This is a genomic window from Mesorhizobium sp. M7A.F.Ca.AU.002.02.1.1, from assembly GCF_003998535.1.
GTDB lineage: Bacteria > Pseudomonadota > Alphaproteobacteria > Rhizobiales > Rhizobiaceae > Mesorhizobium > Mesorhizobium ciceri.
Window position 1 is genome coordinate 1 of record NZ_RZPB01000011.1, and the last position, 25,992, is coordinate 25,992.

The 25,992-nt window shown below is 64.5% G+C and carries 22 protein-coding genes; 7 read left to right on the forward strand and 15 right to left on the reverse strand.

The genetic code is table 11. The annotated features are described in order from the left end of the window. The 4 genes from trpB to EN879_RS01745 all read left to right on the forward strand — a co-directional run. Positions 1-882, forward strand: an 882-nt coding sequence (gene trpB / locus EN879_RS01730) for a tryptophan synthase subunit beta (protein WP_127273927.1), incomplete at its 5' end; no start/stop codon positions are given. Between the two features lie 2 nt (positions 883-884). Next, a complete protein-coding gene (gene trpA, locus EN879_RS01735) occupies positions 885-1,724 on the forward strand; it encodes a tryptophan synthase subunit alpha (protein WP_127273928.1) in 840 nt (279 codons plus the stop codon). Positions 1,725-1,825: 101 nt separating this feature from the next. Continuing rightward, positions 1,826-2,752 (forward strand): acetyl-CoA carboxylase, carboxyltransferase subunit beta, encoded by a 927-nt coding sequence (gene accD, locus EN879_RS01740; protein ID WP_013528321.1) that lies wholly within the window; start codon positions 1,826-1,828, stop codon positions 2,750-2,752. Positions 2,753-2,870: 118 nt separating this feature from the next. After that, a complete protein-coding gene (locus tag EN879_RS01745; RefSeq protein WP_063169785.1) occupies positions 2,871-4,196 on the forward strand; it encodes a folylpolyglutamate synthase/dihydrofolate synthase family protein in 1,326 nt (441 codons plus the stop codon). 64 nt (positions 4,197-4,260) lie between these two features. On the opposite strand, the gene EN879_RS01750 is transcribed toward EN879_RS01745, so the two are convergent. The 15 genes from EN879_RS01750 to EN879_RS01825 form a co-directional block, all read right to left on the reverse strand. After that, the gene (locus EN879_RS01750; RefSeq protein ID WP_063169784.1) at positions 4,261-4,674 is read right to left on the reverse strand and encodes a type II toxin-antitoxin system VapC family toxin; all 414 of its coding nucleotides are present in this window, start codon (positions 4,672-4,674) and stop codon (positions 4,261-4,263) included. Further along, on the reverse strand, positions 4,671-4,919 hold the full coding sequence (locus tag EN879_RS01755; RefSeq protein WP_013528324.1) for a type II toxin-antitoxin system VapB family antitoxin: 249 nt from the start codon (positions 4,917-4,919) through the stop codon (positions 4,671-4,673). The genes EN879_RS01750 and EN879_RS01755 overlap by 4 nt, the downstream gene beginning before the upstream one ends. Positions 4,920-5,027: 108 nt before the next feature. Next, complete coding sequence (locus EN879_RS01760) at positions 5,028-5,309, reverse strand: cupin domain-containing protein (protein ID WP_013528325.1); 282 nt, start codon at positions 5,307-5,309, stop codon at positions 5,028-5,030. Between the two features lie 128 nt (positions 5,310-5,437). Further along, the gene (gene trxA, locus EN879_RS01765; RefSeq protein WP_013528326.1) at positions 5,438-5,761 is read right to left on the reverse strand and encodes a thioredoxin; all 324 of its coding nucleotides are present in this window, start codon (positions 5,759-5,761) and stop codon (positions 5,438-5,440) included. 76 nt (positions 5,762-5,837) lie between these two features. Next, positions 5,838-9,356, reverse strand: a complete 3,519-nt coding sequence (gene addA, locus EN879_RS01770) for a double-strand break repair helicase AddA (protein ID WP_063169783.1) — start codon at positions 9,354-9,356, stop codon at positions 5,838-5,840. Continuing rightward, a complete protein-coding gene (addB, locus tag EN879_RS01775) occupies positions 9,353-12,487 on the reverse strand; it encodes a double-strand break repair protein AddB (RefSeq protein WP_013528328.1) in 3,135 nt (1,044 codons plus the stop codon). The genes addA and addB overlap by 4 nt, the downstream gene beginning before the upstream one ends. Then, positions 12,484-13,212 (reverse strand): nucleotidyltransferase family protein, encoded by a 729-nt coding sequence (locus EN879_RS01780; RefSeq protein ID WP_013528329.1) that lies wholly within the window; start codon positions 13,210-13,212, stop codon positions 12,484-12,486. Before EN879_RS01780 ends, addB begins: the two co-directional genes overlap by 4 nt. Beyond that, entirely contained in the window at positions 13,209-14,720 is a 1,512-nt protein-coding gene (locus EN879_RS01785; protein ID WP_013528330.1) for a bifunctional tRNA (adenosine(37)-N6)-threonylcarbamoyltransferase complex ATPase subunit type 1 TsaE/phosphotransferase, read from the reverse strand. The genes EN879_RS01780 and EN879_RS01785 overlap by 4 nt, the downstream gene beginning before the upstream one ends. A gap of 8 nt (positions 14,721-14,728) precedes the next feature. Next, complete coding sequence (locus EN879_RS01790) at positions 14,729-17,284, reverse strand: PAS domain-containing sensor histidine kinase (protein WP_013528331.1); 2,556 nt, start codon at positions 17,282-17,284, stop codon at positions 14,729-14,731. A gap of 199 nt (positions 17,285-17,483) precedes the next feature. Further along, on the reverse strand, positions 17,484-18,884 hold the full coding sequence (gene ahcY, locus EN879_RS01795; protein ID WP_013528332.1) for an adenosylhomocysteinase: 1,401 nt from the start codon (positions 18,882-18,884) through the stop codon (positions 17,484-17,486). Between the two features lie 180 nt (positions 18,885-19,064). After that, positions 19,065-19,361: an HPr family phosphocarrier protein gene (locus EN879_RS01800; RefSeq protein ID WP_013528333.1), complete on the reverse strand. Its 297-nt coding sequence runs from the start codon at positions 19,359-19,361 to the stop codon at positions 19,065-19,067. Then, positions 19,358-19,759, reverse strand: a complete 402-nt coding sequence (locus EN879_RS01805) for a PTS sugar transporter subunit IIA (RefSeq protein ID WP_010912939.1) — start codon at positions 19,757-19,759, stop codon at positions 19,358-19,360. The genes EN879_RS01800 and EN879_RS01805 overlap by 4 nt, the downstream gene beginning before the upstream one ends. A gap of 164 nt (positions 19,760-19,923) precedes the next feature. After that, positions 19,924-20,385, reverse strand: a complete 462-nt coding sequence (locus EN879_RS01815; RefSeq protein ID WP_013528335.1) for a hypothetical protein — start codon at positions 20,383-20,385, stop codon at positions 19,924-19,926. Between the two features lie 17 nt (positions 20,386-20,402). After that, positions 20,403-22,187 (reverse strand): sensor histidine kinase, encoded by a 1,785-nt coding sequence (locus tag EN879_RS01820; protein ID WP_127273929.1) that lies wholly within the window; start codon positions 22,185-22,187, stop codon positions 20,403-20,405. Positions 22,188-22,207: 20 nt separating this feature from the next. Beyond that, entirely contained in the window at positions 22,208-22,909 is a 702-nt protein-coding gene (locus tag EN879_RS01825) for a response regulator transcription factor (protein ID WP_013528337.1), read from the reverse strand. A gap of 343 nt (positions 22,910-23,252) precedes the next feature. Between EN879_RS01825 and EN879_RS01830 the strand changes: the two genes are divergently transcribed. From EN879_RS01830 to lysM, 3 genes are all read left to right on the forward strand, one after another. After that, a complete protein-coding gene (locus tag EN879_RS01830) occupies positions 23,253-24,863 on the forward strand; it encodes a phosphoenolpyruvate carboxykinase (protein WP_063169782.1) in 1,611 nt (536 codons plus the stop codon). An 83-nt stretch (positions 24,864-24,946) separates the two neighbouring features. Beyond that, positions 24,947-25,384, forward strand: a complete 438-nt coding sequence (arfB, locus tag EN879_RS01835) for an alternative ribosome rescue aminoacyl-tRNA hydrolase ArfB (protein ID WP_063170436.1) — start codon at positions 24,947-24,949, stop codon at positions 25,382-25,384. A 90-nt stretch (positions 25,385-25,474) separates the two neighbouring features. After that, positions 25,475-25,990, forward strand: a complete 516-nt coding sequence (lysM, locus tag EN879_RS01840) for a peptidoglycan-binding protein LysM (RefSeq protein WP_245493783.1) — start codon at positions 25,475-25,477, stop codon at positions 25,988-25,990. Positions 25,991-25,992 lie beyond the last annotated feature (2 nt).

Consider the following 25,992-nt stretch of genomic DNA (forward strand, 5'->3'; position numbering starts at 1 on the left):
GGCAAGAAGCGCATCATCGCCGAGACCGGCGCCGGCCAGCACGGCGTGGCCTCGGCCACGGTTGCGGCCCGCTTCGGCTTTCCCTGCGTCGTCTACATGGGCGCCACAGACGTTGCCCGGCAAAGCCCGAACGTCTTCCGCATGAAGCTGCTCGGCGCCGAAGTGCGCCCGGTGACCGCCGGCCACGGCACGCTGAAGGACGCCATGAACGAGGCGTTGCGCGACTGGGTCACCAATGTCGAGGACACCTATTACCTGATCGGCACCGCCGCCGGCCCGCATCCCTATCCGGAGCTGGTGCGCGACTTCCAGTCGGTGATCGGCATCGAGGCGCGGGCACAGATCCTCGAGCAGGAAGGCCGGCTGCCCGACACCATCATCGCCGCTGTCGGCGGTGGTTCGAACGCCATCGGCCTGTTCCATCCCTTCCTCGACGACAAGGAGGTCCGCATCATCGGCATCGAAGCCGGCGGTCGCGGTCTCGACGGCATCGAGCATTGCGCCTCGATGAATGCCGGCGCGCCGGGCGTGCTGCATGGCAACCGCACCTATCTCCTGCAGAATTCCGACGGCCAGATCATGGACGGCCATTCGATCTCGGCCGGCCTCGACTATCCCGGCGTTGGGCCGGAGCATTCCTGGCTGCGCGATTCAGGCCGGGTCGAATACGTGCCGATCCTCGATGACGAGGCGCTGGAGGCTTTCAAGCTGACGACGCGCGTCGAAGGCATCATCCCGGCGCTGGAATCGGCGCACGCCATCGCGCATGCGGTGAAGATCGTGCCTGCCATGGACAAGGATCAGATCGTCATCGTCAACCTGTCCGGCCGTGGCGACAAGGACGTGCACACGGTGGCCAGCATGCTGGGCATGGAGATCTGATCATGGCCACCCGCATCGACCGCCGCATGGCGAAGCTCAGGACCGAAGGCCGCCCGGCGCTCGTCACCTATTTCATGGGCGGCGACCCCGACTACGATACCTCTTTGTCGATCATGAAGGCGTTGCCGGGCGCAGGTTCCGATATTATCGAGCTCGGCATGCCGTTCTCCGATCCGATGGCCGACGGCCCGGCGGTCCAGGCGGCGGGCTTGCGGGCGCTGAAAGGCGGCCAGACGCTGGCCAAGACGCTGAAGATGGCGGCCGACTTCCGCGCTGGCGACAATGAAACGCCGATCGTGCTGATGGGCTACTACAATCCGATCTACATCTATGGCGTCGACCGCTTCCTCAAGGACGCGATCGCCAGCGGCATCGACGGGCTGATCGTCGTCGACCTGCCCCCGGAGATGGATGAGGAACTGTGCATTCCGGCATTGAAAGCCGGCATCAACTTCATCCGGCTGGCGACGCCGACCACCGACGACAAACGCCTGCCCAAGGTGCTGCAGAACACGTCGGGCTTCGTCTATTACGTGTCGATGACCGGCATCACCGGCTCGGCACTGGCCGACACCGGCAAGGTGGCGGCGGCGGTCAAGCGCATCAAGGGCCACACCGACCTGCCGGTCTGCGTCGGCTTCGGCGTCAAGACCGCCGAGCAGGCCCGGGTGATCGGCGCCAATGCCGACGGCGTCGTCGTCGGCACCGCGATCGTCAATGCGGTGGCCAATGTGCTGGGGCCGAAGGGCGAGAAGACCGCCGATCCGGCCGAGGCCGTCGCCACGCTGGTCAGCGGCCTAGCGCAAGGCGTGCGCTCGGCCCGCCTTGCTGCTGCCGAATAGTTTCCCTACGTCAGGTCTTGTGCATGCCGTTATCCCAGAACCGGTTCCCACTTTTGGGCGACATGCATTAGCAACTCTTCGTCAGGACAGGAGCCGAAGCGATGAACTGGATCACCAATTACGTTCGCCCGAAGATCAATTCGATGCTCGGCCGGCGCACCGACATGCCCGAGAATCTCTGGATCAAGGATCCGGAGACCGGCGAGATGGTGTTCCACAAGGACCTGGAATCGAACCAGTTCGTCATTCCCTCGTCCGGTCATCACATGAAGATCTCGGCCAAGGAGCGGCTGAAATTCTTCTTCGATGGCGGCAAATACGAGACCCTGGACAACCCCAAGGTCATGCAGGATCCGCTGAAATTCCGCGACGAGAAGCGCTATGTCGACCGGTTGAAGGACGCCAAGGCCAAGACCGGCCTTGAGGACGCGATCATCAATGCGCTGGGCACCGTCGAGGGTCTTCCGGTTGTGGTCACGGTGCAGGACTTCGCCTTCATGGGCGGTTCGCTCGGCATGGCCGCCGGCGACGCCATCGTGCACGGTTTCGAAGTGGCCCTGCAGCGCAAGCGGCCGCTGATCCTGTTTGCTGCTTCCGGCGGCGCCCGCATGCAGGAAGGTATTTTGTCCCTGATGCAATTGCCTCGGACAACGGTCGGTGTCGACCGGCTGAAGGAAGCCGGCCTGCCCTACATCGTCGTTTTGACCAACCCGACCACGGGCGGCGTGACCGCCTCCTACGCCATGCTGGGCGACGTGCACATCGCCGAGCCCGGCGCGCTGATCGGCTTTGCCGGACCGCGCGTCATCGAACAGACGATCCGCGAGAAACTGCCCGATGGCTTCCAGCGCTCCGAATATCTGATGGAGCACGGCATGGTCGACATGGTCGTATCCAGGCTGGAAATGCGTGAAACGATCGCGCGCCTGCTCAAGATGCTGCTCAAGCTGCCGGAAGAGCAAAAAACGCTGGAGCCGGAAATCCTGCCGCCGGCGGTGGTTGCCGCGGAAGCTCGGCCGCAAGCCTGAAGCGACACGAAGCGCCGCGACCGCGATTGCACGAGGGCTTCGGCGCGCTGTAGCCTTTGATTGCCATGGCCATCCGAAACCGATTCTGGTTTTCAGGCTCATGCGCTAGGATTCCACCATGACGACGCTTGCCGCCGACCGCGAAATCGAAGCCCTGATGGCGCTTCATCCGAAAGGCTTCGACCTTTCGCTCGACCGCATTTCGCGGCTGCTGGAGCGGCTTGACAATCCGCAGGACCGGCTGCCCCCGGTCATCCACATCGCCGGCACCAACGGCAAAGGTTCGTGCGCAGCCTTTTCACGCGCCCTGCTCGAGGCTGCGGACTACCGCGTCCATGTCCACACCTCGCCGCATCTGGTCAACTGGCATGAGCGTTACCGGCTGGCCGCCGATGGCGGCGGCAGGCTGGTCGAGGACAGGGTTTTCGCCGATGCCATTGCCCGTGCCGCCAGGGCCAATGAAGGCGAGAAGATCACCGTCTTCGAGATCCTCACCGCCGTCACCTTCCTGTTGTTTTCCGAACACCAGGCCGACGCTGCGATCATCGAAGTCGGGCTCGGCGGCCGCTTCGACGCGACCAATGTCATCAAGGAGCCGGCCGTGTCGGTGATCATGCCGGTGTCGCTCGACCACGAGGCCTATCTCGGCGACCGTGTCGAACTGATCGCAGCCGAAAAGGCCGGCATCATCAAGCCCGGCTGTCCGGTGGTCATCGGCGCGCAGGAAAGCGAGACGGCTCTGCAGGTGCTGATCGAAACCGCCGAGCGGCTTGAATGCCCCACCTTCGTCTACGGCCAGGACTTCCTTGCCTTCGAGGAAAACGGCCGCATGGTCTACCAGGACGAAGACGGCTTGATGGACCTGCCGCCGCCCAGGCTGCCCGGCCGCCACCAGTTCGCCAATGCGGCGGCGGCGATCGCCGCGGTCAAAGCGGCCGGTTTCGAGATCAGCCATCGCGCCGCCGAAAAGGCGATGATCAATGTCGCCTGGCCCGGCCGCATGCAGAAGCTCGTGCAGGGCCGGCTGGCCGAACTGGCACCCAAGGGCGCCGATATCTGGCTCGACGGCGGCCACAATCCCGGTGCCGGCGTGGTGGTTGCCGAAGCGCTGGCCGAGCAGGAAGAGAAGAACCCGCGTCCGCTGTTCCTCATCTCGGGCATGATCAACACCAAGGACCAGAGCGGCTATTTCCGTGCCTTCAAGGGCCTCGCCCGGCATGTCTACACGGTGCCGGTGAGCCTCAGCGAGGCCGGCGTGCCGAACGACGAACTGGCGATCCGCGCAACGGAAGCCGGGCTGACCGCCGAGCCGGTGAGTTCCGTCGCCAGCGCGCTGATGCTGCTGCGCGACACCTGGGACGGCCCGTCGCCACGCATCCTGATCAGCGGTTCGTTGTATCTGACCGGAGCGGTGCTGGCCGAGAACGGCACCCCGCCGACCTGAAGCAGGCGACTATTCATGCCTTGGGTGGCTGCGGCGGCTGAGGCCGAACCTTGGCTTTCGACCTTCAGAAATCCCACGGTGAGATCAGATCAAGGCTGGTGGTGCCAAAGTCGCTGAGATTGCGCGTTGCCAGCCGGCCACCGTTCACGCGCGCTATCGCCGCAATCATGCCATCGGGGGCTGACATGCCGGCACCTTGGCGTGTCGCGGCACCCATGATCTCGCCGTAAGCCAAGGCAGCATCTTCAGTCAGTCCAAAAATCCGGCCGGCAAATCGATGGCGCCACCGGGAAAGTCCCTGCTCCAGCCGATCGGCACGCTCATCAGGCCGTATTTTTTGGATGCCGAAGGCGATTTCAGCAATCGTCACTGTGGGAAGGGCCAGTTCAGCGTCATTGCGGACAAGCCATGCCAGGACAGCTTGGTCCGGCGCCTTCTTCAGACTCTCCGAAATCACGTTGGTATCGACGAAAATCAAAGCTCAAGTCCCGAATGAACCTGGCGGCCTTCGCGAATGATCTTTTCCAGATCGATGTCGGCGCCATGGTTTGCAGTCAAGCTGGCATAGAAGGTGGAAGCAGGTTCACGGCCAGCTTCACGAATTTCGTAGGATTCGAGCGCACGTTCGACCACATCGGCTATCGAACGATTTTCACGACGAGCAAGTCTATGAGCCAGGTCGCGTGCTTTTGCGCTTCGGACTGAGAGTTGTGGTTCGGCCATTTCGAACTCCCTTTTAGAACGGATATAGGCCGATCCACTGCTGCCATCAAGGTGGCAGTTGATGGCGTGCCATCACGCGGTGGATTTCCAGCGCATTGATAGGCGACGTTACTTCAGCTCTATCTCGATAAAGGCGTATTCGCCTTCATTGGCGTTGATGACGTCGTGCTCTACGCCCTCCTTGCGGAAATAGGGCGCGCCCTTCTTCATCTCGGCAAAGGATTCGCCGTCCTTGGTCAACAGCTTCACCTTGCCGTCCATCAGCGGCACGACGACATAGTCGTGGCCGTGGCGATGCCAGCCGGTGTTCTCGCCCGGCGCGAAGCGGTATTCGGTGACGATGACACGCTCGTTGTCGATGAAGACGGTGGCCTTGGCGGATCCGGTCATGGGGTTCTCCTGTCTGCCTCGAGCAGATGACATGGAGTGCCCGGACGCGAGGGCCAGAGCCACGCACCGATGACGCCAACAAAAAGCCCGGCGCGAGGCCGGGCTTGATATCAGGAATTTCAGATGGGTCAGGCGAGGTTGCCATTGATCCAGTGCGACAGCGCGGTCTTCGGCGCGGCACCGACCTTCATGTCGGCCATTTCGCCGCCCTTGAAGATCATCAGCGTCGGGATCGAGCGCACGCCGAACTGGGCGGCAAGCTCCGGATTCTCGTCGATGTTGAGCTTGGCGATCTTGACCTTGGCGCCAAGTTCGGTGGCGATATCTTCGAGCGCCGGCGCAATCATCTTGCAGGGACCGCACCATTCCGCCCAGAAATCGACGACGACCGGTACGTTGGCGTCAAGCACGTCAGCCTGGAAGTTGCTCTTGTCGACCTTCACGGTTGCCATATGGAAAAATCCTTTTGAAAGTTTTTGTCCCACCAAATGTGGTGGTGATCGCGCCCTTCTTCAAGCAGGTGTTGTGTCACGCTCCCGTGAGTCGAGCAAGGGCGTCGTCCAAGGCGCTGGCAGGCAGTTCGATCAGCCGCGGCGCCTCGGTGAACAGCAAGGCCGCCTTGACCGTGCGGCCGGGATAGAGCGGCTGCAACAGCGCGCGGTAGAGCGCCAACTGCAGGACATAGGCCGGCGGCACCTCGGCCAGACTGGCGGGCGCCGGCCGGTTGGTCTTGTAGTCGACAATCGATACCGTGTCCGGCGTTACCGCCAGCCGGTCGATCTTGCCGGAAATCGAGCGCTTCTTGCCCTTGACCTCCAGGCTGCCCATGATCGCAACCTCGGCACGCGACGATGGCGCAAACAGCTGACCGAAGCCGGGATCGGCAAGGATCGATGTGACCGACGCCAGGGCCTTTTCACGCTCTGATGGCGGCCAGTCCGCACCGGTTCGCAAGAGATAGCGTTCTGCCGCTCCCGCACGTTCGGGCTCGGCAATACCGGGCAGCATCTGCAGCAGTTTGTGGAGGGCGAGCCCACGCAGCACGGCAAAGCCGGGCTCGGCGTCGGCGTCGAGCACCGGCGACGCCTTGTCGACAACGGCTTGCTTGCCTTCGTCGATCAGCGCCGAGGCGCCCGATGGCGACAACGGACGCGGCAGATCCTCGAAGGGCAGCAAGGGCCGGAACAGCGTCGCCGGCAAAGGCGCGAAAGCGTCGGCCTGCCGTAGCTGATCGGCGGAACTTGGCGCGACGGGGGGCAGCTTGGTGACATGGAAACGGTGCACCGGCTCGCCGCCGGCGGGATGCGCACGCTGCTCGCTCTCCGACGCGCCGATCAGCGCGCGGCTGACGATCGAGTGCCAGGTGCCGGCGTTCGGCGCCCGCTTGCCATGATAGCCGCAGACGATCAGCCGGTCCTCGGCACGGGTCATGCCGACATAGAGCAGCCGGCGGTATTCGTCGTCGGCGAGTTCCCGTGCCCTTGAGGCCGCCGCTTTCGAAAAACCGTTGGCGACCTCGCTGGCCGAGCGCCAGAGATAGCCCTTGCCGTCCCAGTTCGCGCCGGAGCCATCGAAGGGCATCAGGCGCGGCAAATGCTGGTCGCTGAACGGCGCGGAACCGCCATCGACCAGGAACACGACGGGCGCTTCCAAGCCCTTGGCGGCGTGCACGGTCATGACCCGGACCTCGTCGCGGGTCTGGTCCATCTCGCGCTTGATCTCGGGACCGGCGTTTTCCAGTGTCGACAGGAAGGCTTCCAGCCCCGGCAGGCCGGTTCGCTCCTCGGCAAGGCAGAAGCTGAGGAACTCGTCGAGAATATCGCCAGCTTCGGGCCCGAGCCGCGCGATCATCTTGCGGCGCACGCCATCGCGCGCCAGCAGGGCGGCGTAGAATTCGAACACTGGCTTAAACGCGGCTTCGTTCGTCCAGATGTCGACCTGGGCGACGATCTTCGCCAGTCTCTCGCTTTCGCCGGCGTGCTGTCGCAGCGATGCGATCAATGACAGGCCGGCCGGCCTCTGCGCGGCGAGCGTGAAAAGCGCCTCTTCCGGCAGATCGAAGATCGGGCTGCGCAACACGGCGGCAAGCGACAAATCGTCCTGCGGCTGGATGAGGAGGTGACCGAGCGCGATCAGGTCCTTGACCGCGATGTGCCCGGGCAGGCTCAACCGGTCGGCGCCGGCAACCGGAATGTCGCGGCGTTTGAGTGCGCGGGTCAGGGCATGGACGAAGCGATCGCGCTTGCGCACCAGCACCAGCACATCGCCCGGCCGCAGCCGCTTGCCGCGGCCTTCGATGATTTCGCCACTGCCGATCCAGCCGGCGATGGTGGCGGCGACGTTCTCGGCCACGCGCACCGCCGGCGCGTGGGCATGGTCGATGGCTTGCGTCCAGTCGTCGGGCTCATCGACAACATCGGCGCCGACCGACGGCCACACCTCGACATAGCCCGGCGCGTCGGTGCGGATCGCCTGGTGGCGAAGCGGATCGGGATCATGACTGATGCCGCGCCGCACGGCTGGATCGGCGAAGACGCGGTCGACCGCGGTCAGAACATCGTCGGTCGAGCGGAACGACCAGGTCAGCTTGAGGTCGGCGAAGGACGCCTCGGCGTCACGCACTCGTCCGGCAAACAACAGCCGGCTGTCGGCGAAGGAGTCCGGGGCCGCACCCTGGAACGAATAGATCGACTGCTTCTCGTCGCCGACGGCGAACACCGTGCGATGGACCCTGTCGCGTGCGCCAAAGCCGGCAAAGAATTCCTCCGCCAGCCGTTTCACCACTTCCCATTGGTCCGGACTGGTGTCCTGCGCCTCGTCGAGCAGGATGTGGTCGATGCCCTGGTCGAGCTTGTACTGCACCCAGGGGCCGGCGTCCGGCCGCGCCAGCAGGTTGACGGTGCGGGTGATCAGGTCGTTGAAATCGAGGAAGCCGCGGCTGCGCTTGAGCATTTCGTAGCGGGCGATCAGCCAGTCGGCGATGGTCAGCGCGGCAGCCGTGCCTTCAAGCATCCGGAACAGGGCCAGCCGATCGGTGGTTTCGACTATGGCGTTGGCGGCCGAGAGATAACGCTCCGCCAGATCCGGCAACCGGTCGACCAGGGCCTTCTTGAAGGCCTTTGCCGGGTCGTAAGCGTCGCCATCGGTCTTGAGGAAGGCTCGCGCGAGCAGTTGCAGGCGGCGAATGGGATCGCCCTCGGCAAAAGCCTGCCGCGCATAGGGCAGGATGTTGTTCAGTACCGATCTGGCGTCGGTGGCCTCGGCGGCGTGGGCGAAGCCGGCAAAATAGTCGGGCAGGAAGCCCGGCAACGGCCATACCGAAGCGGCTATGCCCTCGGCCGTCTGGCCTGGATGGAAATGGAATTCGTCGAACAGGGCCTGGAAATGCGTGCCATCGCGCCCGACCGCCTCGATGAAATGGCGCAAGCCGTCGCGCTTGCGCACAATCTCACCCAGCAAGGCGTCGAGCCCGGCTTCGCCGCCCCGATCGAGAATGGAGGCAAAAGCCTCGGCCAGATCCCTGTCACCGGCGGACGTGCCCGAAATCATCTCGCGGCGCGCCGCGGCAAACAGCGATGCCTCCATCTGGCCGTCGAGCATCTCGAAATGGGCCGGGATGTTGGCCTCCAGCGGGAACTGGTGCAGCACCGATTCGCAGAAGGCGTGAATGGTCTGGATCTTCAGCCCGCCGGGCGTTTCCAGCGCCTCGGCGAACAGGCGCCGCGCCCGGCGCATGGTCTCGAGATCGGGCCGGCGCCCCTCCAGCGCCTCGACCTTTGCCGCCAGATCCACGTCACCAAGCGTCGTCCACTCCGACAGTGTCGAAAAGACCCGGTTCGACATGTTGGCGGCGGCGGCGCGCGTATAGGTCAGGCACAGGATCTTCGACGGATCGGTGCCGCGCAGCAGCAGCCGGATTACGCGCTGCGCCAGCACATGGGTCTTGCCGGAGCCGGCATTGGCCGACACCCAGGCGGAATTGCCGGGGTCGGCGGCGCGGGCCTGGCTGGTCGCGGTGTCGCTGGGAATGGGATAGGCCTTCTTCATGCCTCCCCTCCCTCGTCGCCGGCATCGCCGCCTGCCGACCATTCGAGCACGCGGGCAAGATGGTCGTAGTCGCCATCCGTCTCGCCTTCGCGGAACGGCAGCGCGCGCGACAGATACCCGGTCGCAGGGTCCGCATAGTGGATCAATAGCTTTTCCAGCCGTGCCCAGGCCTCTTCGGCAAGATCGGTCGCGGTCCGCGGCTGGCGGTTGTGTTCGAGGATGGATTCCTCGAACACCTCGCCATTCGGCTTCAGCCTGATGAAAGCCAGTTGAGAGGGCTCACGCACGCCCAAATCCTTGAAGGCGCCGCGCCTGAGCAGCGCGCCCTCGAGCGCCAGTTGCGGCGCAAGCAGTGTGTGCGCCTGCGCCTTGGACGGCGAGGAGCCGGTCTTGTAGTCCAGTATGTCGGCCATGCCGCCGGCCAGAAGGTCGACGCGGTCGGCGTAGCCGGACAGCGTCACGCCGGACTGGCCGACAACGGTCTTTCCGGCGCGCTCCTCGGCATGGCGCCTTGTCACAGCATCAGCGCGCGTGCGCTCCCACTCGATGATGTTGGCGGCGAGTTTCTCGAAGCGCGGCCACCACACCGCCTCGACGTCGGCCGGAAGGGCGGCTTCGGCAAAGCAGGCGCGGCCGGCGGCGATGAGGCCGGCAAGCGCATCGGGAGCGCGCGGATCGGCGACGCTGCCTGAGAACAGGTGCAGGATGGCGTGAAACAGCGTGCCGCGCTCGGCCGCACCAGGGTCGCGAATAACCGGATCGAGCGGCATCAGGCCGAGGATGCGTCTTGCATAGACGGCGTAGGGGTCACGGCGCAGGGTCTCGATCTCGGTGACCGAGAAATGCGTCGGGCGCACCGACAGCGGCGGCTTCGGCTGCGGCCGTGGCGCGAAATCCTGCCTTGGGCCGGCATCCAGCGCGCGCGCCCAGGCGAGCAGCTCGTCGCCACGCCGGCGCAGCTCCGCTGCCTGGTCGCTGCCGATGAAGGTCAGCAGCCGCTGAAGCCAGCGCGACGGCACGGCGGGTGCATCGCCGGCACGTGCCGAGCGGGACAGCACCACCTTCCCGGCGCCCATGGCCATCTGGAAATCATGCGCGGCAAGGCCGATACGCCGCTCGGGCGGTTCGAGGTCGATGCCGGTCTTCATCAGCCGCGACATGAAGCGGTCGCTCTCTGGCTTGCGCGGCCATACGCCCTCGTTGAGCCCGCCGATGACCAGCGTGTCGACCGTCTGCAACCGGGCTTCCAGCGCGCCCCAGATGGCGATGTTCCGGTCGGTGCCTTGTGCCGGCTTGACCGTTTCAGGCGCGATCAGCGCCGCCATGATGTCGGGCCACTCGGTCGCCGCGAAGGACAGCGAAGCCGAAGCCGCGACCAGCCCGCGCAGCAGTTCGGCAAGCTTCTCGCCGGCGTCACCGGCATAGAGTTCGCCAAGGCCGCCGTCGGCGATGCGGCCGAGATTTTCGAGTGTCACGACACTGGCCCTGACAAGCGCGGCAAGGTCGGCGTCATCCCGGCCTCGGAAGGCTGCGAGCGGCGCCAGCGCCTGCTTGAGACGTTCGAGCAAATTCCGCGCAGTTTCGATAGAGCGCACGGTCAGCCGGGAAAACCAGAAGGGCTGCCGGCTGCCGCCGCCCAAGCCGGTGAGGCGGGCTTCGAACAGTTCCGGTAGCGAAACGATGTCGGGGCGGCCTGTGCCGCCGCGCAACGCCACCAGTTCGATCAGCTCCGCCGCGTGGCGCACATCGGCCCGTTCGAGGCCGAGGCCGAGCAGCGGATGCTTGAGCAGCGACAGCAGGCCAACCGGATCGCCTGGCCGGAACAGTGCCTCGAGCGCCAGCCTGAGCAGGCTGGCCGCCGGAGTGTTGGCGAGCGGTGTGCCACCGGAATCGTCGGCAACGACGCCGAAGCGCTGGAGCTCGATCGAGACGCGCCGCGCCAGCGCGCGGTCGCCGGTGACGAGAGCCGCCCTTTGGCCGGGCTGTTCGACCGCGCGCTTGAGCGCGACGGCGATGGCGACGGCCTCATCACGTTCGCTGGCGGCTTCGAGCAAGGTCACCTCGGCGAAGGCGCCGGCAATGTCGGACGCCGGGAAACCGGCACGTGTCTCGGCCCAGAGTTCGGTGGTTTCGGCCGGCCGCAGCGCTTCGCCGACAAGGGCAGCGCGAAGCGCACGTCGCGGTTCGGCCACGCCAATCTCCTCGACGTCGCCGCGCAATACGCCGATCTTGCCGATCAGCCTGGCCAAGCCATATTGCGGGTGGCCGAGTACGGCTGGACGCGCGCCAGGCGCGGCAATCGCCTGGAACGACGCTTCGTCCAGCGTCCGGTCGAGACCCGGCAGCACGATGGCGCCGCCGGGCAGGCGCGCGATCGCGGCAAGCAATTCGGCCGTCGCTGGTATCGAGCCGGTCGAGCCTGCGGCGATGACCGGGCCGGCGGGCGGATTGCGCTGCAGCCGCGCCGCCTCGGCGCGGATCAGCGCGCTGCGATGCGCGGCCGGATTGGAGCGGTCGCTTTCCGCGAGGAATTTCGGCCAGGCTTCGGTGACGATGCCGAGGAATTCGAGCGTCACCTGCCACCATCCGGCAAGATTGCCGGTCACCAGATCGGTGAGCTTGGCCCAGTCGGTGCCTTCCGTCTCGATCTCGTCCATCAGCCGGGCGAGATCGCGCGCCAGCCAGATCGCGTCGGCGGTGGAAGCCGGGATGACGATCTCCTCGGCGAAAAGGGCGGCGACATGCGCCGGCAGCCGGCGTTTCCAGGCGCGCACCAGCGGCGTCAGCAGCAACAGGCGTTCGGTTGCCGAAATCGGCGGCGCCAGATCGATGGCCGCCGCTGCCTCGGTCTCGAACGCAGCCTCATCCTCGTCGAATTCGCCGAGTGGCCGGATGACCGGCAGGATCGCCGAGCCGCCGCCGCCGCGTGCCGCCAGGCTGTCGACGAAGACACCCCGCAAGGCACGCGCGGCACGGCGTGTCGGCACATAGATGGTGGCATCGGCCAAAGCGAGCGGGTCGCCGTCGAATCGAAACCCCGGAACAAGACGGCCGGCAAGCAGCGCCTCGGCAAGCGTCGGCAGAAACGGCGCTCCGGGCGGGATCGAGAAAACGCGGCTGGAGCCGCTCATTGCGACTCGATGAGCGCACCGGCGACCGCCGCTTCCGCGAGCGGTACGGCATCGGGCGTGCCGACGGTGATCCAGTGGCCATGCATGGGCATGCCGAACAGGCGCCCTGCGGCGATGGCGGAATCGAAATAGGCGTTGAGCGAGTGCGGCCCGGCCGGTGCGCCCTTGAACAGGCGCGGATCGACGATCGCCGCGCCGGCATAGATCAGCCCCGCCGGATCCCCCTTTGAACGCCGCAAGCCGCCATCCGGCGCCACCAGGAAATCGGTGCTGCCGCAGTGTCCGGTCGCCTGTTGGAGATCCGCCAGCATCAGCAGAATATCCATTTTCGCCGCGTCCCATGCAAGGGCGAGGCGCTGGAGATTGAGAGGACCGTCATCGATCCAGAAGGTGTCGGCATTGAGGATGTAGAAGGGTCGCTCGCCCAGTTCCGGCAGCGCCTTGACGATGCCGCCGGCGGAATCGAGCAGTTGTTCGCTCTCATCGGAAATGACGATTTTTGGCGCGCGGCGCGCGGCGACATGGGCGAGGATCTGTTCGGGAAAATAGTGGACGTTGACCACGGCCTTCGCGACACCGGCGGCAGCCAGGCTGTCGAGGCTCCAGTCGAGCAACGTCTTGCCGGCAATCCTGACCAGCGGCTTGGGAATGGTGTCGGTAATCGGCCGCATGCGTTTGCCAAGGCCGGCGGCAAGTACGATGGCGGTGTCCGGTCCTGCTGTCACAGCGCTCGCTCCTCCAGCAAACCGTGGGCGTCGTAGAACTCGCGCAGGCTTGCCAGCGCCGGATGAGACAAGGCCCGGCGCAGATAATCGCGAATGCGCGGCAGGTGTTTTAGATAATAGGGCTTGCCGTCGCGCTTTTCGAGGCGGACGAAGATGCCGAGGATCTTGGAATTTCGTTGCGCCGCCATGATGGCGTAGGATTCCAGGAAGCTTGCCTCGTCGAAAGCACCGGCTGCGTGGCGCGCCGCGACATAGGCATCCAGCGTCTTTCTCTCGATCTCGGGCGACATCGTAACACGCGCGTCCATGGCCAGCGAGGCGACGTCATAGGCGGACGGGCCGATCAGCGCATCCTGGAAATCGACGATGCCCAGCCGATCATGCCCTGAACGGTCGCCGCGCCAGATGATGTTGGGCGAATGGAAGTCGCGCAGCATCAGCGTATATTCGCGGCCGTGCAGCCGGTCGAGGAGCGCGCCCCATTGCTTGTGGTAGCCGGCGCGCAAGGCACCGCTTGCCGGGCTGCCCGTTATTGCCGGCACGTACCAGTCGACCAGCAGATCGGCCTCGATCATCATGGCCTCGCGGTCGAAAGGCGGGACATCGTGGAAGCCGCCATGCCCTGTTTCCAGGCGCTGCGGCCAGGTCCTGCCATGCATCATGGCCAGCAGCTCGGCCGCCGCCGCGCAGCGCTCGGGCAGCGGCTGGCCATCGCTGCCGAGGAACCCTTCCGAGCCAAGATGCTCGAGTAGCAGGAATCCCTGCTCCTGGTCCTCGGCATGGATTTCCGGAACGCTGACGCCGCCTGCCCTTAAGGCGCGGTCGATGGCGACGAAAGCGGAAACCGACTGGGCGGTGTGGGCGATCTCGGCATAGGGCTTGCCGTCGCGGACCGGCGGGCCGAGCACCAGCCGTGGCGAGTTCATCAGCACTTGCGGCTTTTGGCCCGGCAGCGAAACGATCTCGTAAGAGCGGGCAGAAGCATCGCCAATGAAATGGCGGCGCTGCGCTTGCGCCCAGCCGGCGCTCACGAGAAAGTCGCGCATGGCCAGCGACCTTGCGGCCCGATCGAAGGCAGGTCCCTGCCCCGACAATCGTGCCAGCCGGCCGTTGCCATGCTGGACGAGCTCGATCAGGACCGTGGTTTTCGGCAGATGGGCTTCCGCCCGCTCCGGCCATTCGACCAAAGCAGCACCTTGCGCCAAGGCTTCGTCGAAACCAAGCTCATCGATCTCGTCGGCCGAGGACAGGCGGTAGAGATCGAAATGATGCACCGGAATGCGGGTGTCGTAGCTCTGCACCAGCGTGAAGGTCGGGCTCGGAACGTCGAGGCCGGCATCGTCGGCCAAGGTCCTGATCAAGGCCCGCGCCAGCGTCGACTTGCCGGCGCCCAGATCGCCCTTCAGGGCAAGCACGTCGCCTGGGCGCAGCGACAGCGCCAGATCTTCGCCCAGCCGCGCTGTCTGGGTCTCGTCGGCGAGTAATCGCTCCAGCACCAGTCCGGTCATCGAACGCGCTACTCGGCCGCGGCACGGATGCCCGGCATGTCTGGAAAGGTGCAGATGACGGTCGTGCCCTTGTCCTTGCCGGTTTCGATGCGAACGCTGCCGCCATGCAGCTCGACGAAGCTCTTGACGATCGACAGGCCGAGGCCGGCGCCGCGCCGGCGGCCGCCATTGGCGCGCGGCTCGAAACGGCGGAACACCGAATCGAGCACATCGGGCGGCATACCGGGACCGTCGTCATGGACCGAGAATTCCACCCCGTCCGCCAGATGGCGGCAAGTGAGCCGGATGGTGCTGGCTTCCGGGGCGTAATTGGCGGCGTTGCTGAGCAGATTGTAGAGGATCTGGCGGACGCGGACCTCATCGCCGTGAAACGTCTTCGGCGCCGAGGCTGCTTCAACCTCGAGCCTGATCGAATGCTCTTCCAGCCGGTCGGCCACCAGTTCGGCCGCAGCGGCGATGGTGCGATCGACCTGCACCTCGGAAATATCGAGCTGCATGATGCCGGCGTCCACCGTCGCCAGGTCGAGTATGTCGTTGACGATGGTGAGCAGGACCGCGGAGGAGGAGCTGACATGCTCGACATATTCCCGCTGCTTCTGCGTCAGCGGACCGGTCGTGGGCTGTGACAGGAGTTCGGTGAAGCCGATGATGTTGGTCAGCGGCGAGCGCAGTTCATAGGAAACATGCTGGACGAATTCGTTCTTGAGCTGGTCGGATTTTTGCAGCGCCTCGTTCTTGTCCTTCAGCGCCCGCTCGACATGGACGCTGTCGGTGACGTCGACGAAGGTCATCATCACCTGCCCGTTGGGCAGCGGGATCATGGCGTAACTCAACACGTTGCCGTTGTTGAGCTCGGTCTGTCCGTGGCGGTCGCGGCGCTCGTCGTCGAAGCCGGTGACGGCGGCAACAAAGCCGGGCCAGGGGCTGTCCGCCGCCTGCCGGTCGCAAAGGTCGCGGATGGTGGAAACATGGACGCTGGGCTTGGCCGCTTCGCCGCTCAATCCCCAGAGCGTGGCAAAGGCAGGATTCGACAGCCGGAGCCTGCCGTCGGGTCCGAACACCGCTACGCCTTCGGCAAGATTGTCGAGCGTCTCGCCCTGGACCCGCACCGCTGTCTGGTAGCGGCTCTCGAGGTCCATCTTCTCGGTCAGGTTCTCGAACACCCAGGTGACGCCGCCCTTGGGCTGCGGATTGGCGACGACGCGGATGGTCTTGCCATCCGGCAGATGCCACCAATGTTCCTGGGATTCCACAGCGCGATAGGCACCGAGCAGGCCTTCCTTCCAGCGGCGCCATTCAGGCTGTTCGGCGATCTTGCCTTCGCTGCGCAGCCGGTCGAGCAGCAAGGCATTGTCTGGAGCGCTGTGCAGGAAGCCTGCCTCCAGGCCCCAAAGCTTCTGGAAGGCCTGGTTGAAGAACCGCAGCTTCTCGTCGGTGTCGAAAATGGCGACCGCCGTGTTGAGCTGGTCGAGCGTGTCGGCGTGGCTTCGCACCGTCCGTTCGTATTCGCCGCGAACGGCTTCGATGGCACTGGTGTCGCAGGCAAGGCCGGCCGAGCCATCGCTGCCGGCGAAATCGGTGACCGCGAACACACGGCGGTCGCCTTCGATCACGGTGGACAGCGACTGCTCGAAAACCGGATGCGTCCTGTGCTGGGCGGCAATCGCATCGCGCGCCTGGCCGCCGAGGAACTCTTTCTTCTCCCGAACCGCGGCTTCGGCATTTTCGGCTTCGACGGCATCGGCATAGGCGCGGTTGACCCACTTCAGCCCGCCATCCTCGCCGCGGAGCCACGCCGGCATGTTCAGCGCGTCGAGCAGGCCGATCATCGTGTCGTGGTCGGCGGCCAGCCGCTGGTTCTCGATCTTCAGTCTGGCCTGGCTGCGCTGCGTCTCCGAGAGCGAGAGGAAACGCACGAGCACATGCGCGGCACTCTTGCGGCCATGCACTTCGAGCGGCGCACCGGCCTGCGATTCGATGACCAGGTCGAAGGGTTTGGCCTTTTCGCGCAATCCCGCGACGGCATGTTCGAGTGCCGCCGCCGAACGCGGCATCAGCCAGCGGCCGAAAGCAAGAAAAGCGGCCCTATCCTCGGGAGCGCCGCTTTCGACGGGCAATGTGCCGATGAGCTCGGGCTTCTTGTTTTCCGCAGCCCAGACGACGACGCGCTGGTCGCGCAGATTGAGCAGCGCCTCGGAACGGCGGAGCGCCGCGTTGATGTCGGCGAGGCGGCTCCTGAGTTCGACATTCTCCGCCGAGGTGCGGGCTCTTTCGCGGATGAGAACGATGGCCGATATCAGTGCGGCACCCGTCACGCCGACGAACACTGCAAGCTGCATGACATCAATGGCACTCACCGACAGTCCGGCGACGCTGGCAACAGCGGTCTCGGCATGCGCGGCGGCGCCGGCCAAGGGCCCCGCGAGCGCGGAGGTGGCAAGGAATGTCGACGCGCGGGCGCGCCAGGACAGGCTCCCCCCTTCCAGGGCGGAGCCAGCAATCCCCGAATCGTCATGGCCGCCGGAAACGGCCCGTCCCGCTCTGTGCGGGTGTTGCCCCGGCATGTCTTGGTCCTCTCCGCCGCCTGAATGCAAGACCGCCCTGATGCGTGCCTCTCTTGACCCTCTCGGGCTGGAAGCATCGCCGAATCACCTGACAATAACCCCTCGCCGAATCGGCGTGAAGGCTGATGGCGCGCAAAAATAAGGCCGGGCGAAAAGTCAATCGCCCGGCCTCAATATCTGGTAGTAATTTTAGCTTTGGTTAATAGCGGTAGTGTTCCGGCTTGAACGGACCCTGCGGCGTGACGCCGATATAGGCGGCCTGTTCACCCGACAGTTCGGTCAGGCGGGCGCCGAGCTTGTCGAGATGCAGGCGGGCGACCTTTTCGTCGAGATGCTTGGGCAGGACATAGACCTGGTTCTCGTACTGGCCGGGCTTGGTGTAGAGCTCGATCTGCGCCAGCACCTGGTTGGTGAAGGATGCCGACATGACGAAGCTCGGGTGGCCGGTGGCGTTGCCGAGATTGAGCAGCCGTCCTTCCGACAAAAGGATCATCCGCTTGCCGTCCGCGAAGGTGATCATATCGACCTGCGGCTTGACGTTGGTCCATTTCAAATTGCGCAGCGCGGCGACCTGGATCTCATTGTCGAAGTGGCCGATGTTGCCGACGATGACCATGTCCTTCATCGAGCGCATATGGTCGAGGGTGACGACATCCTTGTTGCCGGTGGTGGTGATGACGATGTCGGCGGTGGGGGCTGCATCTTCCAGCGTGACGACTTCAAAACCGTCCATCGCAGCCTGCAGGGCGCAGATCGGATCGACCTCGGTGACCTTGACGCGGGCACCGGCGCCCTTGAGCGAGGCCGACGAGCCCTTGCCGACGTCGCCATAACCGCACACGACAGCGACCTTGCCGGCCATCATCGTGTCGGTGCCGCGGCGGATGCCGTCGACCAGCGATTCCTTGCAGCCATACTTGTTGTCGAACTTCGACTTGGTGACCGAGTCGTTGACGTTGATTGCGGGGAAGGGCAGCAGGCCCTTCTTCTGCAGCTGGTAGAGGCGGTTGACGCCGGTGGTCGTCTCTTCGGTGACGCCGCGGATCGCCGCCTTCTGCTTGGTGAAGAAGCCGGGCGAAGCCTTCAGGCGCTTCTTGACCTGGGCGTAGAAATATTCCTCTTCCTCGCTCTGCGGGTTGGACAGCACGTCCTCGCCGGCCTCGGCGCGGGCGCCGATCAGGATGTACATGGTGGCGTCGCCGCCATCATCGAGGATCATGTTGGAGAGGCCGCCATCGGCCCACTGGAAGATCTTGTCGGTGTAGTCCCAATACTCCTCCAGCGACTCGCCCTTGACGGCAAACACCGGGATGCCGGCCTCGGCGATGGCCGCGGCCGCATGGTCCTGGGTCGAGAAGATGTTGCAGGAGGCCCAGCGGATATCGGCGCCAAGCGCCTTCAGCGTCTCGATCAGCACCGCCGTCTGGATGGTCATGTGCAGCGAGCCGGTGATGCGCGCACCCTTGAGCGGCTGCTTGGGGCCGAATTCCTCACGGCAGGCCATCAGGCCCGGCATTTCGGTTTCGGCGATCTCGAGTTCCTTGCGGCCCCAGCCGGCAAGCGAGATGTCGGCGACCACATAGTCCTTGCTACCCGTCATGGCAGTACTCCGATGCGAATGTTGTGCTTGCGAATTTGTTGCGGACACGCCCGCGCCGGTCGGCGCGTCCAAGGGCGCGAATTGCCGGCCTGACTAGCAGATCGGAGCAAGGACGACAATGGGATATAAAGAAATCTTTATCCCTGCATGTCTCTCGGACGCATATCGCGCTCTACCAGATCAGCATTCCTCGCCGAAGCGGGACGCCACCAGTTGCTCCAGGGCGTCGATGACCTGCTGGGCCTCCGGCCCGCTGGCGGTGACGCGGATCGAATAGCCGGGGCTTGCCGCCAGCATCATCAGGCCCATGATCGAGGTGCCGCCAACCTTGACGCCATCCTTCTCGACATGCACCGAGGCATCGAAGCCGCTGGCCAGCTGGACGAACTTCGCCGAAGCGCGCGCATGAAGGCCGCGCTGGTTGATGATGGGAAAATCCCGGACTATCTGATCTTTTTCCGGGGACAGCGCGGTCATTTGCTGCTCAGGAGCTGGCTGGCAACATTGATGTATTTGCGACCGGCGGCCTGGGCCTCATCAAGGGCGGCCGCCATGTTGTCGCCCTTGCGGATCGAGGAGAGCTTGATCAGCATCGGCAGATTCATGCCGGCGATCACCTCGGTGCGGCCGGACTCCATCACCGAGATGGCAAGATTGGAGGGCGTGCCGCCGAACATGTCGGTCAGCACGATGACGCCCGCCCCGGTGTCGACACGGGCAACCGCGTCGACAATGTCGCGCCGACGCTGCTCCATATCGTCGTCGGCACCGATCGCCACGGTTTCGAAATTGTCTTGTGGCCCGACGACATGTTCGACGGCATGTCGGAACTCGGTGGCCAGTTGACCGTGCGTTACAAGCACGAGTCCGATCATTCTTTGGTGGCTCCCGTCATCGCCGCTTCACAGGCGCATTTTATGCTCGCCAGCCAATCCAGGCGGCGGGAGCGCTATCTTGTCGACGCGCGGCCCGTTGACAAGCCCAAAATTGCGCAGGCGCATGCCATTTTGACGCATTGCAGCAAAAAACCCGGAGCGGATCATAGAAAAGGCGCGATCGACAGCCGCGCCATCACGACCGGTAAGGCCGCCGGGATATTGCGTTCGACCACATCGACCTGTGGCACCAGACAACCCACGATGCTGCTAGCGGCATCCTCCTGGAAGCGCGGCGCTTCATCGGCCGGCACCAGGTGGACATGCAGGTCGACGAGGCCTGCCGGCTCGAATGGCAGAGGCCGGGGGCCGAGCCCAGGCACCTCGACGAGGCCTTCTATGGCGGCGGGAGCGCGGCACAGAAGCCGCCCGGCATGCGCCTCGACAAAGAGCTGATCGTCACCGACGAGCCGCGCGAACGATCCGCGCTGGCGACAATGATCTATGAGCGCCAGCGCCAGCGCCGTCTTGCCCGAGCCGGAGGCTCCGGTGATGAGAATGCCGCGCTCGCCGATCAAAACCATTGTCGCGTGAATGTTTTCAGGCTGCACGGCTGGACCAGGCATGGTTGGAATTCATGCTCTCAGCCTTCGGCCGGCAACGTCACCACAAAACGCGCGCCCTTGATCTCGCCGGGTTTGGTGCCGGGGATGTTCTCGGCGGTGAGCGTGCCGCCCTGGGCCTCGACGATCTGCCTGGATATCGACAGGCCAAGGCCCGCATTCTGGCCGCACGCCTCGCCGGCCGGCCGGTCCGTGTAGAAGCGTTCGAAGATGCGGTCGATGTTGTCGGCGCGGATGCCGGGGCCATTGTCGTCGACGGTGACGATGTTGAACTTGCCGGCACGCGCCAGCGACAGGCTGATGTGGCCATGATCCTCGGGAACGAAGGAACGGGCGTTCTCGATCAAATTGGTGATGACCTGGCCGATGCGCAGATCATGGCCGACGACGACATAGCCTTTGACGCCCTGCGGCAGTTTGGCGGCCTTGAACTCGATCTCGACCGCCTTCTTGTTGCGCGTCGCTTCGCGCGAAACGGCGACCAGATCGGTGATGAATTTCTTCAAATCGACCGTTCCCGCATCTTCACGCGCGAGTTCCGCGTCCAGGCGCGATGCGTCGGAAATATCGGTGATGAGCCGGTCCAGCCGCCTGACATCGTGCTGGATGATATCCATCAGCCGGCCGCGCGAATCGTCGTTCTTGGCCAGCGGCAAGGTCTCCACCGCGCTGCGCAGCGACGTCAGCGGGTTTTTCAGCTCGTGCGAGACATCGGCCGCGAAGCTTTCGATCGCCTCGATCCGGGCGTAGAGCGCGTTGGTCATGTCGCGTATGGCGATCGACAGATTGCCGATCTCGTCCTGGCGGTCGGAAAAGTCGGGGATCTCCTCACGGCTCTTGACGCCGCGCCGCACTCGCACCGCCGCCGCCGACAGCCGGCGCAGCGGATTGGCGATGGTCGAGGCGAGCAGCATCGACAGGATGGCGGTGACAAGGGCCGCGATGCCGAAGACGCGCAGGATCGCCTTGCGCTCGGCGGCGACATCGACAAGATCGTCGCCGCCTTCGGTCGACAGCATCAGCACGCCCAGGACGGCACGAAAGCGCTGGATCGGCACCGCCACCGAAACGATCTGCTCGCCCTGCTCGCTGACGCGCACGATGGTCGAAGGGCTGCCGGTGAGCGCCTTGACCACTTCCGGGAAAGCGGCGCCATTGCCGCCCGGCTGCTCGTGATAGACCGGCAGCTCGGTGTTGCGGAAGAAGTCGAAGACGAATTTCTGGATGCGCTCGACCAGATCGGGCTCTTCTTCCTCGACCGGCGGCAGGTCGTAGCGCAGGATCTGGCCACGCGAATAGAGGTGGCGCGAATCGAGCAGCAGATTGGCGTCGCGGTCATAGATGCGGGCGCGGGTCCTGGTCGGCGAGATCAGCCTTCTAAGCACCGGTGCGACACGCTCCGGGTTGATCGGAAAGTCGAGATTGTCGAGCTGGTCCGAGCCCGGCCCAAGGCTTTCGCCGGCCTGCAGTTCAAGCAGCTTTTCCGGGTCGATGCTGATCGAATCCGTCTCGACCGTCGCCGAAGCGGCGATGGCGCCGGCGATGATCTCGCCCTGGGTCATCAGGCTTTCGACGCGGGCGTCGATCAGCCCGTCGCGGAAGGTGTTGAGATAGAGGATGCCGGTCACCAGCACGGCGAGGCCGGCAAGGTTGAGGAACAGGATACGCCGCGTCAGGCTGGAAAAGATGTGATGGCCAAGGAAGCGGCGCATCGGCACCGTGATCTTCGAGACGAAGGACGGCATGATCCGCGACGGCCGCCTGGAGGCGCCCGCCGGTCTTGTTCGCTGTGCTTCCACTGCCATCGAATAGCAGGCCCTGCTACTTATGCTTCGCGGAACCGGTATCCGACTCCGTAAAGGGTTTCGATCATCTCGAAGTCGTCGTCGACGGCCTTGAACTTCTTGCGCAGCCGCTTGATGTGGCTGTCGATGGTGCGGTCGTCGACATAGACCTGTTCATCATAAGCCGAATCCATCAGCGCATCACGGCTTTTTACGACACCGGGACGCTGCGCCAGCGAATGCAGGATCAGGAACTCGGTGACGGTGAGCGTCACCGGCTCGCCTTTCCAGGTGCAGGTGTGGCGCTCCTGGTCCATGACGAGCTGGCCGCGCTCGAGAGAGCGGGCCTGCTGGCTTGGCGTCTTGGCTGCAGCCTCGCGGGCACTGGCGCGGCGCAGCACGGCGCGCACGCGCTCGACCAGCAGGCGCTGTGAGAAGGGTTTGCGGATGAAATCGTCGGCGCCCATCTTGAGACCGAACAATTCGTCGATCTCGTCGTCCTTGGAGGTCAGGAAGATCACCGGCAGGTCGGACTTCTGGCGCATCCGGCGCAGCAGTTCCATGCCGTCCATGCGCGGCATCTTGATGTCGAGAATGGCAAGGTTCGGCGGGCGTGCCGCCAGGCCTTCCAGCGCCGACGCACCATCCGTGTAGGTCTCGACGCGATACCCCTCGGATTCCAGGGCGATCGACACCGATGTCAGAATGTTGCGGTCGTCATCGACAAGCGCGATTGTTGCCATTTCAAGCGGCTCCCTCATGAGCTGTCCCTTCTGTCGTAGAGAAGGGGCTTTTGCAGGACAAATTAGGTACAAAATGTGGCATAGGCCTTGTCCGCTGTCACGCGCGGCATGCCGGCGGCCACAATCCTACCTCGACATGGATTGGACGAACGTACATCGCCAATCCTTTGGGCAACCGCGAAACTTTTTGCACATATAAACGATTTAAACAACTTTCAAAATATTTAAATCGATTAATGATTTGATATCATTTGACTTTTCTGGTTCTGACCATCTCAGCCCGCGTAGTGGGCGTGCCGGGAAGGTGCCGGCAAAGATGCGGCAAATCCAAGAGGGACACTCGATGTCGGAAGTCGGCAAACGCAATTCCGCCTGCGCGATCGATCATATCGGCCTGAAAACCACCGGCGTGGTGCGCTATAATTTCGGTGCGGCTGCTCTTTATGAGGACTCGATCCGGCGCGGCGAGGCCCGCTTGACCGCACATGGCGCGTTGGTCGCCGAGACAGGCCAGCATACCGGCCGCTCGCCCAAGGACAAGTTTGTCGTCCGCAACAGTGACACCGAACCGCATGTCTGGTGGGACAACAACAAGGCAATTTCACAAGCCCAGTTCGACACGCTGCTCGCCGATTTCCAGACGCATGCCTGGGACAAGGATCTATACGTCCAGGACCTGATCGGCGGCGCCGATGCGGAGCTGAAGCTGCCGACCAGGGTGATCACCGAATTTGCCTGGCACTCGCTGTTCATCCGCAATCTGCTCATTCGTCCCGATGCCGCCGAGCTCGAGCATTTCGTGCCTGCCATGACGATCATCGACCTGCCGTCCTTCCGCGCCGATCCCGCCCGCCACGGCAGCCGCACCGAAACGGTGATCGCCGTGGATCTCACGCGCAAGGTCGTGCTGATCGGCGGCACCTCCTATGCCGGCGAGATGAAGAAGTCGGTGTTCACCATGCTCAACTATCTGCTGCCGGCGAAAGGCGTGATGCCGATGCATTGCTCGGCCAACGAGGGTATGGCCGGCGACGCCGCCATCTTCTTCGGCCTGTCGGGCACCGGCAAGACGACACTCTCGGCCGATCCCTCGCGCACGCTGATCGGCGACGACGAGCATGGCTGGGGACCCCACGGCATCTTCAATTTCGAAGGCGGCTGCTACGCCAAGACGATCAAGCTGTCGGCGGAAGCCGAGCCGGAAATCTTCGCCACCACGCAGCGCTTCGGCACGGTGCTGGAAAATGTCGTGCTCGACGCTGATGGCGTGCCGGATTTCAACGACGGAAGGCTGACCGAAAACACACGCTGCGCCTACCCGCTGGATTTCATCCCCAACGCCAGCAAGACCGGCCGCGCCAACCATCCGAAGAACATCATCATGCTGACCGCCGATGCGTTCGGCGTGATGCCGCCGATCGCGCGGCTGACCCCGGCGCAGGCGATGTATCATTTCCTCTCCGGCTACACCGCCAAGGTGGCCGGAACCGAAAAGGGCGTGACCGAGCCCGAAGCGACGTTTTCGACCTGTTTCGGCGCCCCGTTCATGCCGCGCCATCCATCGGAATACGGCAATCTGCTGCGCGAGCTGATTGCCCGCCACGGCGCCGATTGCTGGCTGGTCAACACCGGCTGGACCGGCGGCGCCTACGGCACCGGCAAGCGCATGCCGATCAAGGCGACGCGGGCCTTGCTTGCCGCCGCACTCGACGGCTCGCTCAAGACGGCCGAGTTCCGCACCGACCCTCATTTCGGTTTCGAGGTGCCGGTGGCGGTTCGAGGCGTCGACAGCGCCATTCTCGACCCGCGCTCCACCTGGGCCGACAAGGCCGGCTATGACCGGCAGGCGGCAAGGCTGGTCGGCATGTTCGCCGTCAATTTCGAGAAATTCGAAAGCCATGTCGATGCCGTGGTGCTGGGTGCGGCGCCGCGCATGCAGGAAGCGGCGGAGTAATCGCGCTACGGGGTTCAGCTTCGTTGAAAGGCCCGGTTCGATCGGGCCTTTTCTTTTTCGATCCGCCGCGCCATGACTGCGGCATGGCGAGCGACGACAACATCATCATATCAGGCGATGCGGTGATCCATCCGGGCGACCTGCACGAGGATTTCATCCGCTCGTCCGGTCCCGGCGGCCAGAACGTCAACAAGGTGGCGACGGCGGTGCAACTGCGCTTCGACGCCGCCAACGCAGCGGGTCTGTCGGAGCGCGTGCGCGAGCGGACGATCAAGCTTGCCGGCCAGCGTGCCACCAAGGACGGCGTCGTTGTCATCGAAGCGGGCCGCTTCCGCACCCAGGAACAGAACCGGGCGGATGCGCGGGCACGGCTGACGGCACTGGTCGCCAAGGCCGCCGAACCGCCGCCGCCACCGCGCAAGAAGACGCGGCCGTCAAAGGGTGCCGTGGAACGGCGGCTGAAGAGCAAGGCCGGGCGAGGCACGATCAAGAAGCTGCGCGGCCGGGTGGAGAACGATTAAGCACCGCGAAGCTGCAACGCGCGGGTGGCTTCCAATTCTGGGTTGCAGATGGCAAGCTGCGATCACCCACCACAGCAATGGAGACCAACGATGGGCATGTTCGATTTCGTCAAGAGTGTCGGCAAGAAACTGGGCATCGGCGGTGACGACGAAGCCGCACCCACGGCCGACACACTCAAGAAGGAGCTCGATTCGCACAAGCTCGGCACCGATGGCGTCGAGGTCGTCGTCAACGGCGATACGGCGGTGCTGAAGGGTGTGGTCAAGGACCAGTCGATCTTCGAGAAGGCGGTCATCGCCGTCGGCAACACGCTCGGCGTCTCCAAGGTGCAGGCGGACGAATTACAGGTCGCGCCAGCACCTGGCACGGCCGCCGCCCCGGCCAAGGAGCCCACCTTTTACACCGTGAAGAAGGGCGACAATCTCTGGAAGATCGCCGAGAAAAGCTACGGCAAGGGCCAAGGCGTCAAGAACACGGTCATATTCGAGGCCAACAAGCCGATGCTGACCCATCCCGACAAGATCTATCGGGGCGGGGGGCTGGCGCGACCTGTAATTGGTCCGCCTGCACCTTGGAGACGCCGAGCGTGTTGCCGACGGCGATGACC